General features: G+C 67.4%; 9 protein-coding genes and 3 pseudogenes. 5 read left to right on the top strand and 7 right to left on the bottom strand.

Annotated features, from left to right (window positions below):
• Positions 1–715 precede the first annotated feature (715 nt).
• Together J1902_RS10375 and J1902_RS10370 are read right to left on the bottom strand one after the other, a co-directional pair.
• A complete protein-coding gene (locus tag J1902_RS10375; RefSeq protein WP_307794424.1) occupies positions 716–952 on the bottom strand; it encodes a hypothetical protein in 237 nt (78 codons plus the stop codon).
• Positions 953–1,051: 99 nt separating this feature from the next.
• A complete protein-coding gene (locus J1902_RS10370) occupies positions 1,052–1,471 on the bottom strand; it encodes a helix-turn-helix domain-containing protein (RefSeq protein ID WP_207616178.1) in 420 nt (139 codons plus the stop codon).
• 72 nt (positions 1,472–1,543) lie between these two features.
• Between J1902_RS10370 and J1902_RS10365 the strand changes: the two genes are divergently transcribed.
• The 4 genes and pseudogenes from J1902_RS10365 to J1902_RS10350 form a co-directional block, all read left to right on the top strand.
• Positions 1,544–2,290, top strand: coding sequence for a TetR/AcrR family transcriptional regulator (locus J1902_RS10365; RefSeq protein WP_207616177.1), 747 nt, complete (start codon positions 1,544–1,546; stop codon positions 2,288–2,290).
• Between the two features lie 216 nt (positions 2,291–2,506).
• Positions 2,507–3,022 carry a transposase gene (locus tag J1902_RS19905; protein ID WP_372434456.1) on the top strand — a complete coding sequence of 172 codons (516 nt, stop codon included), beginning with the start codon at positions 2,507–2,509 and terminating at the stop codon, positions 3,020–3,022.
• Complete coding sequence (locus J1902_RS19900; RefSeq protein WP_207616175.1) at positions 3,019–3,336, top strand: hypothetical protein; 318 nt, start codon at positions 3,019–3,021, stop codon at positions 3,334–3,336. The genes J1902_RS19905 and J1902_RS19900 overlap by 4 nt, the downstream gene beginning before the upstream one ends.
• Before the next feature lie 271 nt (positions 3,337–3,607).
• A pseudogene (locus J1902_RS10350) lies at positions 3,608–3,745 on the top strand (transposase); the annotation flags it as partial.
• A gap of 46 nt (positions 3,746–3,791) precedes the next feature.
• Here J1902_RS10350 and J1902_RS10345 read toward each other — a convergent pair.
• The 5 genes and pseudogenes from J1902_RS10345 to J1902_RS10325 all read right to left on the bottom strand — a co-directional run bounded on the left by J1902_RS10345 (position 3,792) and on the right by J1902_RS10325 (position 8,148).
• On the bottom strand, positions 3,792–4,565 hold the full coding sequence (locus tag J1902_RS10345; RefSeq protein ID WP_207616174.1) for a hypothetical protein: 774 nt from the start codon (positions 4,563–4,565) through the stop codon (positions 3,792–3,794).
• A 216-nt stretch (positions 4,566–4,781) separates the two neighbouring features.
• A pseudogene (locus J1902_RS20000) lies at positions 4,782–5,084 on the bottom strand (DUF8189 domain-containing protein); the annotation flags it as partial.
• A 60-nt stretch (positions 5,085–5,144) separates the two neighbouring features.
• Positions 5,145–5,423 carry a DUF8189 domain-containing protein gene (locus J1902_RS10335; RefSeq protein WP_207616172.1) on the bottom strand — a complete coding sequence of 93 codons (279 nt, stop codon included), beginning with the start codon at positions 5,421–5,423 and terminating at the stop codon, positions 5,145–5,147.
• A gap of 135 nt (positions 5,424–5,558) precedes the next feature.
• Positions 5,559–7,754, bottom strand: a complete 2,196-nt coding sequence (locus J1902_RS10330) for a DUF8189 domain-containing protein (protein ID WP_242701856.1) — start codon at positions 7,752–7,754, stop codon at positions 5,559–5,561.
• Positions 7,747–8,148: a hypothetical protein gene (locus tag J1902_RS10325; protein WP_242701855.1), complete on the bottom strand. Its 402-nt coding sequence runs from the start codon at positions 8,146–8,148 to the stop codon at positions 7,747–7,749. Before J1902_RS10325 ends, J1902_RS10330 begins: the two co-directional genes overlap by 8 nt.
• 370 nt (positions 8,149–8,518) lie before the next feature.
• Between J1902_RS10325 and J1902_RS10320 the strand changes: the two are divergent.
• Positions 8,519–8,661: pseudogene (locus tag J1902_RS10320) on the top strand (acyl-CoA dehydrogenase family protein); the annotation flags it as partial.

Here is an 8,661-nt window from a genome sequence, read left to right as displayed (position 1 = left end):
GCCTCATGCCACCGAACGACTACCGACCCACGCTCCTAGGGAGCACAGCGATCCGGCCGCCTGATCCGCCTTCCGTGTGCCGGCACAGTCCCCGTCGTCATCGCTGGCCGGTGAAGATAAAGGCCCTCCATGGAGTCAAAGGGCTCTCGCAGCTAGCATGGGTAGAGCGGCCTAAGTTTGTGGCCAGAGATAGTCCGGGGCGGGGCTCCGGTGGGGCGGGGAGTCGTTAAAGGTCAGGTCTCTTGGACTTAGATTCCAAGTCCAAAAGAGACCCTGATATGTCGAATCCCACGTACTGCCTGGGCAGGCGCTGAAATGATGCGATCCTTGATGCCGGCCATGAATGAGTTCACTGAGGCTATGAGGAATGGCATTGTAAATCCCCCAGATAAATGGAATTTCTTCCTTCGGATATCCTGACTCCAATGTTGCTTTAGCCGCTGGATATTCCCTAGCTAGAAATTACACTACTATTCGTCGGGCGAACAGCATCTGGGAGTACTCGAGTTTCTGGGGGGCTGATACTTGGTACCCCAAGGGGTGTACTCAGTTTTCGCGGGGTCCAGACCAAGTACTACTTGGATGTCCGGAAGGGGCAGTCATGGCTCCTCGATCCACGGCAGCAGCACCAGGGAGAAGCGACCGCCGGCAACAAAAGCCCATGGCGCCTCTGAAGTTCGCCGCGTTGAAGCCGCATTCACCCGGCGCCACCCTGCTACTCGCTGGCCGTGTCCTCGGCGGATACCGGTGTTTCGTCAGCCGGCGCTCCGGGCTCTCCGGCGGAAGGGGCGGCGGCGCGGGCGGCCTCGCTCCGGCGTCGGGCAATTTTCGACTCAACCCACATGGCAACGGCGACAAACACCACGCAGGCGAACGTGAACGCGGCCACGAAGTTCAGCCCCATGGCGTAGGCGACGGGTATGGCGCAGGCCATGGCGGCTGCGCCGGCCACGATATGCCACCCTCTGAAATTGCCCACATTCAAGCGTAACCCCGGCCATTCCAGGCATCACCCTCCAGGCAGGATCGTTGCTTGATCCTTATCACTCCGTCACGTTGCGCCGTTGGCCGCGTCATCCGCGGCGTTGGCGGCATCGGCGGCCGCCTTTTTCTTTTGCGATTCCAGCCAGGACATGATGTCCGCGAGCCGGATGCGCCGGTGCGTTCCGCGGTATTCAACGGGGATCTCGCCGCGGTCCGTCATGTTGCGCAGGTAGGTGTGCGAAATGCCCGCGAGTTCGGCCGCCTGTGAGGTGGTCAGCATCTCCTCGACGCTGCTCACGGTCACCGCTTCGCCGCGGCTGAGCCGGGCGAGGAGGTCGACGACGGCGTCCCTCGCCTCGGCCGGGAGACAGTGGACCGTGCCGTCCACGAACACGGTAATGTCGTTGCTGTCCTGGAGGGAACGCGCGAGGTTCCGGGCGTCGTCGGCGGCCAGGCCGGCCGTGACGCGGGGAGCTATCAATGCCATGCCAGAAGCCTATCCCGCGCAGCTTCCGGGGCCGATCCGCGCGGTGCCGGGCCCCATGTTAGATTCACGCCTATGGTCAACAACCCCTCCACCCCGGATCCCGGCCCGGCGGTAGCCGCGGCCCTTGAGCTGCTGGTGCGCCAGGGCTACGACGCCACTTCCGTGGACGATCTAGCCGGCGCCGCGGGCATCAGCCGCAGCACCTTTTTCCGCAAATTCGGTTCCAAGGAGGACGTGGTCTTCGCCGACCACGATCGGATCCTGGCCCGGGTTGAGGAGCACCTTTCGCGTCCGACGGCGGATCCGCTCGGTTCTGTGGTGGAGGCGGCCCTGCTGGTTTTCGACCACCACGTCCGGAACCGCGGCACATCCCTGACCCGGCACGAGCTGCTGCACCAGGTCCCGGCCCTGCGCGACCGCGAACTGGTGATGACGCACCGCTACCAGCGGGCCTTCCACAGGTACCTGCAGGGGGCCCTGCCGGGGGGTGCGGTTGCCGGGGGTGGGGAGTACGGTGCTGTGGCTTTTGCCGCGTCCGTGGTGGCCGTGCACAACAGCGTCCTGCGCGAGTGGTTGGGGGAGGCCTCCGCCGGGGCGCCGCCGGAGCTGGACCGAAGGCTCGCCGCACGGCTGGACCGCGAACTGCGGGCCTTGGCCGAGACCTTCCGGCCCGTGCTCGGTGGTGCGGGGCTGGGTGGTGCTGGGCTGCGTGGCCCCGCGGCGGTAAACGCCAGCCGGCCCGCCGTCGTAGTTGCCGTGCTGGATCGGGAAGCGGGAACGGAGCAGATCCTGCAGGCTGTCCGCGAGGCCCTGGGCTAGCAGGCCGGGAGCCCACAAGCCCTCGGCGCGGGCGTCGGATTTTGCTCAATCATTCGGGGGCCACAGGACGTGGCCGCGTGGTTCCGGGGTCGGCGTGGGTCTGGAACTTCAAAATGGCTCCGGAAGATCATCAACGCCTCAACGCACTGTGTGCCAGGGAAGATCGAAGCATCCAATACATGCTCAACAAGATCGTTTGGCCAGCAGTCGATCGGTATGAAGCGGTGGCCGTATTCGTTCGTTGCGGCCCTGGAACCGGGCCGCACGTCCTGGACGGCGGTGCTCGATGCGGTGCGCCTGCGGCCTGACGACGACGAGACCGAGGTCACCGCCGCTCAGGTGCGTGAGGTGGTGACACGGTTGCGCGAGGCCGGACACTGGATGGACGGCGACCCCGAGATCCTGCTGGTCTTCGACACCGTGTACGAGCTGGCCCGCCTAGCGTTCCTGCTCGCCGACCTGCCGGTGCAGGTGCTGGGCCGGATGCGCTCGGACCGGGTCCTGTGTTTCCCGGCGCCGCCGTGCCGCACCGGGCGCCCGCCGCGGCACGGCCCGGAGTTCCGGTTCACCGACCGGCAAGCTGGCCCGAGCCGGAGGTCACCACCGGAACGGACACCGACCGCTACGGCATGGCGGTGGCCGCCGCCTGGCCCGGGCTGCACCCGAAGATCACCCACCGCGGATCGTGGGTGCAGCACCAGGGCCCGCCGCCGATCGTGGAGGGGACGGTGATCCGGCTGACCGTCGAGCACCTGCCCGGGGACCGGCATCCGGAGCCGGTGTGGCTGTGGTGCTCGGACCCGGAGGCCGGCTCCGACCGCGTCGACCGGCTGTGGCAGATGTTCCTGCGCCGTTTCGACCTTGAGCACACCTTCCGGCTGTTCAAGCAGACCCTGGGCTGGACCGCCCCGAGGATCCGCAGCCCGGAGGCGGCCGACCGCTGGACCTGGATCGTCATCACGCGCACACCCAGCTCCGGCTCGCCCGGCCCCTGGCCGAGGACCTGCGCCGCCCCTGGGAGCGCCCCGCCCCGCCGGGACGGCTGACCCCGGCCCGGGTCCGGTCCGCCGGGGGTTTCCGCGCATCCGCGCGACCATGCCGGTTCCTGCCGGCGCGCCAAAATCCTCACGACCCGGCCCCGGACGCCCTGCAGGCTCCAAAAACAAGCACCCTGCCACCATCCACCCCGTCGGCCAGCACCGCCAAGAGGTTAAATAACAAGCTAAGGGCTCACTTGAGAATTACTCAGGTGTGTCCGAGACCTGAACGACTGGTGGCCCGCGTTGGAGGTGATCATCACCGGCCGGGTCACCAACGGTCACCAACGCCCGCACCGAAGCCGAGAACACCGCCATCAAACACATCAAGCGGACCGGGCGTGGCTATCGCAACAACGAGCACTACCAAGCCCGTATCCTGCTCCGCAGCGCCCACCGGGTGCGGCAACACCGTTGACCAGCTAAGGCACCACGGTCAGATGCGAATAGCCGATTAGCCAGCATCAGCTGGAACCGCCGCAGGCAAATGTGAGTTCCTCCTGAAGGAGAACGAGCTGGGAGCGGTCGAACTCCAGCTCGGCCTGCAACTCGCGAACCCTGCCCTCAAGTACCGCGATGAGCGCCAAGTCGGGCTGGGGTGCGCCCTGCAGCTTCCGGATCCTCTCCAGCAGCATTTCTGTCCGTTGTTCCTTCTGTGCGATGGCCTGCATGTCCGCGGCAACGGCCTTCTCCAACAGCTCGCAGATGCCCAGCCCAGGCGCGGTCGCTGCATCGTTGGAGCCGTTCGCTACCCGTTCCAGCCCAGCCGCGAAGAGCCGCTCGGCTGCGGCCCTGAACTCCGGCTGCAAAGTGTTCCCGTCGAGGCGCTCGGCCGCGGTCAGGAACCTCGCACCGACCATCAAGAGGGAGGAGCCGGTGAGCGAACCACCAACGAGGGGATGGCGCAGTAGTGGCCACGCGAGCGGCCACCTCGGTGGTGTGCCGCACACGCCGTCAATGAGACTCTCGGCCTCCGCATGATTCATCGCTAGGGCCGCCGCCGACCCGTCGCCTCCGAGCGCCTCACCGAGGCGTTGTTGACCCAGCATTCGGTCAATCGCGATGTCTGTGGCGCGCACGACGGCAACCATCGAACGCCAATGCTCGCATCCCTCCCGGTCCGGCGGGATAGTGCCTGGTATCGGCTCCTCCCCCGGCAGCAACGAACTGCACGGATCAAGCATCTCGGTGAGCACAACCGCGAAGTCGGACGCTGACATGGTGATCTGGTCTGGCATGGCTACCTCCTTGTGTAGAACGGCCCGATACAAGCGAAGATGAACCGGCAGGGTCTGCGCCCCTTGCGACATTGAGGGCAGTGGGGAAGCGGGCCCGGACGGCCCCAGGCGCGTAGGAGGGCCGGCGGGGCAGCGAGACCGCGTGAGCGTCGTAACGGATCCTGACGGTCCGTAGACCGCCAGGAGCCGTCCTTCGCCCAGCTACCGACCAGATGGTCAGCTGGATCCGGCGGTGGCGTCCACCGCCGCGGAGGGCATCGCCGGGGCGCCGGCGTGCCGCTGGCCGTCGGGCATCGCGCTTTCGCCCATGGCGCCAGGCAGCATCTCGACCGTGTGGGGGACGGTGCGGCCGAACGGCGCCGTCTCGCCGAGTTCCTCCATCGCGGTTACGAGTTCCATGAGGGCGGCAGGCTCTTCCGTGAGGAAGGGCTGGTTCTGCCACTTGTGCCACAGGGCGTTGTCGGTGCCGCGGACGAAGACCTCGAGACGGCCGTCCTGGTTGGACGCGGCGGTGATGCGGCTGGTGAGGGGTCCGCCGAGGGAGTACCTGTCCGACCAGCCGCCCGGGGCGGTCTGCCACTAGTGCCACAGGGCGTTGTCGGTGCCGCGGACGAAGACCTCGAGACGGCCGTCCTTGTTGGACGCGGCGGTGATGCGGCTGGTGAGGGTTCCGCCGAGGGAGTACCAGTCCGACCAGCCGCCCGGGGCGGTCTGCCACTTGTGCCACAGGGCGTTGTCGGTGCCGCGGACGACGACCTCGAGACGGCCGTCCTTGTTGGACGCGGCGGAGATGCGGCTGGTGAGGGTTCCGCCGAGGGAGGACCAGTCCGACCAGCCGCCCGGGGCGGTCTGCCACATGTCCCACAGCGCGTTGTCGGTGCCGCGGACGACGACCTCGAGACGGCCGTCCTTGTTGGACGCGGCGGAGATGCGGCTGGTGAGGGTTCCGCCGAGGGAGGACCAGTCCGACCAGCCGCCCGGGGCGGTCTGCCACTAGTGCCACAGGGCGTTGTCGGTGCCGCGGACGAAGACCTCGAGGCGGCCGGTCTTGTTCCTTCCCAGGGCAACGTCCGAGGTGAGGATCCCGCCGAGGGATTGCCAGCCGGACCAGCCGTTGCTCGGGGCGGTCTGCCACATGTGCCACAGCGCGTTGTCGGTGCCGCGGACGAAGACCTCGAGGCGGCCGGTCTTGTTCCTGCCCAGGGCACCGTCCGCGGTGAGGATCCCGCCGAGGGATTGCCAGCCGGACCAGCCGGTGCTCGGGGCGGTCTGCCACATGTGCCACAGCGCGTTGTCGGTGCCGCGGACGAAGACCTCGAGGCGGCCGGTCTTGTTCCTGCCCAGGGCACCGTCCGCGGTGAGGATCCCGCCGAGGGATTGCCAGCCGGACCAGCCGGTGCTCGGGGCGGTCTGCCACATGTGCCACAGCGCGTTGTCGGTCCCGCGGACGAAGACCTCCAGACGGCCGTCGGCATTGTTGCCGACCGTGATGTTGGACGTGAGGATCCCGCCGAGGGATTGCCAGCCGGACCAGCCGGTGCTCGGGGCGGTCTGCCACATGTGCCACAGCGCGTTGGCGGTCCCGCGGACGAAGACCTCCAGCCGGCCGGCGGCCTTGCTGCCGACCGCGATGTTGGACGTGAGGATCCCGCCGAGGGATTGCCAGCCGGACCAGCCGGTGCTCGGGGCGGTCTGCCACATGTGCCACAGCGCGTTGTCGGTGCCGCGGGCGAAGATTTCCATGCGGCCGTCGGCATTGTTGCCGACCGCAATCTCCGAGGTGATCACGCCGCCCAGGGAGTGCCAGCCGGACCAGCCGCTGCCCGGGGCGGTCTGCCACCTGTGCCACACGGCCCCGTCGGTGCCGCGGGCGAAGACCTCCAGACGGCCGTCCGCGTTGCGCCCAGATGCAGCGGGGCCGGTGATGACACCGCCCAGGGAGTTCCAGCCGGACCAGCCGCTGTTCGGTGCGGTCTGCCATCTGTGCCAGAGGGCGTTGTCGGTGCCGCGGGCGAAGATCTCCATGCGGCCGTCCCTGTTGCTGGCGACGGAGATGTCCGAGGTGATGACGCCGCCGAGAGAGTTCCAGCCGGACCAGCCGTTGCTCGGGGCGGTCTGCCACCTGTGCCAGAGGGCGTTGTCGGTGCCGCGGGCGAAGATCTCCATGCGGCCGTCCCTGTTGCTGGCGACGGAGATGTCCGAGGTGATGACGCCGCCGAGAGAGTTCCAGCCGGACCAGCCGTTGCTCGGGGCGGTCTGCCATCTGTGCCACACGGCCCTGTCGGTGCCGCGGGCGAAGATTTCCATCCGGCCGTCCGCGTTGGTGCCAACGGTGATGTTGGAAGTCAGGCTGCCGCCCAGCGAGTTCCACCCGGACCAGGCCTGAGGGGCGGCCGGGTACAGCGACCGGAACCCGTCGGTATCGTCCTGGGTGAGGGCGCGTTTGGTGAAGTTCGACGCGACGGTCGGCGCCATTACGGCGTTCGGGACGCTGGAGTGCGCGAGCCCGACGATGTGGCCGAACTCGTGGAGCGCGACCGTCTCGATGTCGAAGGCGTTCGCCGCGGCGCCGACGCTCCACACGGTTTCGCTGTCGTCGAAGTGGACCGGTTTGGGCAGCGTGTTCGTGACGACGCTGCAGCCTGGCGGGAAGTCGGCGTGGGCCAGGACGCCGCCGACCATCGAGTGGTCCGGGTCCGCCGCGGGCCGCCAGCCGATGCGGATGTCCGGGCTCGATCCGAGAGCAACCTCGGTGAATGTCAGTCCGCCCACGTTCTGCCAGGTCTGGATGGCGCGGCGGACGGCGTCAAATTCTGCGTTGCCCGCGACATCGTCGGTCCCGGTGTCGAAGGCATAGGTCAGCGTGCGGTCGGTCCACGCGCACGTGGTCGCGAAGGCGAGCTCGCCGGCCTGCGGGTCCGGGAGGCCACAGCGCGGCCGCATCATGGACTCGCGGGTGGCGTCGTCGAAGATGCCGGTGATCGGCAGCTCGAAGAACTCCTGGTACTTTCTGAGGGCGCCTTCGGTGGGGTCGTCCAGGACACCGACTTCCCTGACGATCGACTCCCTCAAGTAGCCGAAGCGTTCGAGGTACGCCTGGACCTTGTCGAAGCCCACGTTACGTTCACCGGGGGCCGTGTCTGCGACCGCGGCGAGGTACGGGGCCGCACGGTATTTCTCTTCAGTCATCGAACTCTCCTTGATCTGTTCGGATACTTCGCAGGATCTGCAGTGCGACGCTCCTATCGGCGTCGGCGGGTATATGGACGACGGCGGTCGCCCGGCCGGCGATATTGGTGGCGACGATGCGGGTGCCCTGGTCCTCGAAGGAGACGAAATCCGCGGGGAGTCCACCGACGATCTCCCGCCAATGCTCGTAGCCGGGCTTATCGGTATAGCGAGTGAGCGGGTCAGCGAAGGGACTGGCATCGAGGGTGAGCCGCAACTTGGAACCCTCAAGGACGGCGGCCCCGCCCTCGACGCCGCGTTCGTCTGTGGGTGCGAGCTCATCCGGGATGTCCAGCGCCACGCCAGCCACCCGGAGAGTGCTCCACGCAGGATCCACGGCAGCCCCCTCATGCATCGCCACCCTCGCTGCCCCATTTAACTAGGATGCGGTTGGCATATGCCTTTGCGTTACGCGCAAAACGTAGCAGCAGCCGAAGGTCGAGGCAAGGTTCCACTGTTGACTCATCAGAGATGCCCGCGAAGTGGGGTGCTTGCCTCATTTAGGAATACTCGCGAAACTCTGGCGGCCGGCCGGGCACCGGGGTCTGCTGGAGGGATGAAGCAGGGGATGTCGATGGGCATGCGGCGGGAGATCACGCAGGGCATGGCCGCCGAGTACGTGAAGGCCAGAAAGGGTGAGAAGGCGGTTCTGCTGGACTACCTGTGCGCGGCGATGGCTTCATGTTGATGTTCTTGCCGTAATCAACTTCCGTGGGCGTGGACATCCGGGCGCCACTTCCTTCAAGGACACCTCGCGCGTCCTGCTGGCGACCCGGCTCGGGGTGGCGTGGTCCGCCGTCGGGCATGCCACGGCCTGCTACGAAACGGCGGTGCAGTACGCCGCCCAGCGCCGGCAGTTCGGCCGGCC

It is taken from the genome of Arthrobacter cavernae (assembly GCF_017368795.1).
In the GTDB taxonomy this organism is placed as follows: Bacteria; Actinomycetota; Actinomycetes; order Actinomycetales; family Micrococcaceae; genus Arthrobacter; species Arthrobacter cavernae.
This window is presented reverse-complemented; position numbering and strand designations above follow the sequence as displayed.

What these genes read in the sequence shown, in the direction of transcription:
- J1902_RS10325 (WP_242701855.1), bottom strand. Translation starts at nt 8,148, where the DNA reads ATGCATGAGGGGGCTGCCGTGGATCCTGCGTGGAGCACTCTCCGGGTG.
- J1902_RS10345 (WP_207616174.1), bottom strand. Translation starts at nt 4,565, where the DNA reads ATGCCAGACCAGATCACCATGTCAGCGTCCGACTTCGCGGTTGTGCTC.
- J1902_RS10335 (WP_207616172.1), bottom strand. Translation starts at nt 5,423, where the DNA reads ATGTGGCAGACCGCCCCGGGCGGCTGGTCGGACTGGTCCTCCCTCGGC.
- J1902_RS10330 (WP_242701856.1), bottom strand. Translation starts at nt 7,754, where the DNA reads ATGACTGAAGAGAAATACCGTGCGGCCCCGTACCTCGCCGCGGTCGCA.
- J1902_RS10370 (WP_207616178.1), bottom strand. Translation starts at nt 1,471, where the DNA reads ATGGCATTGATAGCTCCCCGCGTCACGGCCGGCCTGGCCGCCGACGAC.
- J1902_RS10365 (WP_207616177.1), top strand. Translation starts at nt 1,544, where the DNA reads ATGGTCAACAACCCCTCCACCCCGGATCCCGGCCCGGCGGTAGCCGCG.
- J1902_RS19905 (WP_372434456.1), top strand. Translation starts at nt 2,507, where the DNA reads ATGAAGCGGTGGCCGTATTCGTTCGTTGCGGCCCTGGAACCGGGCCGC.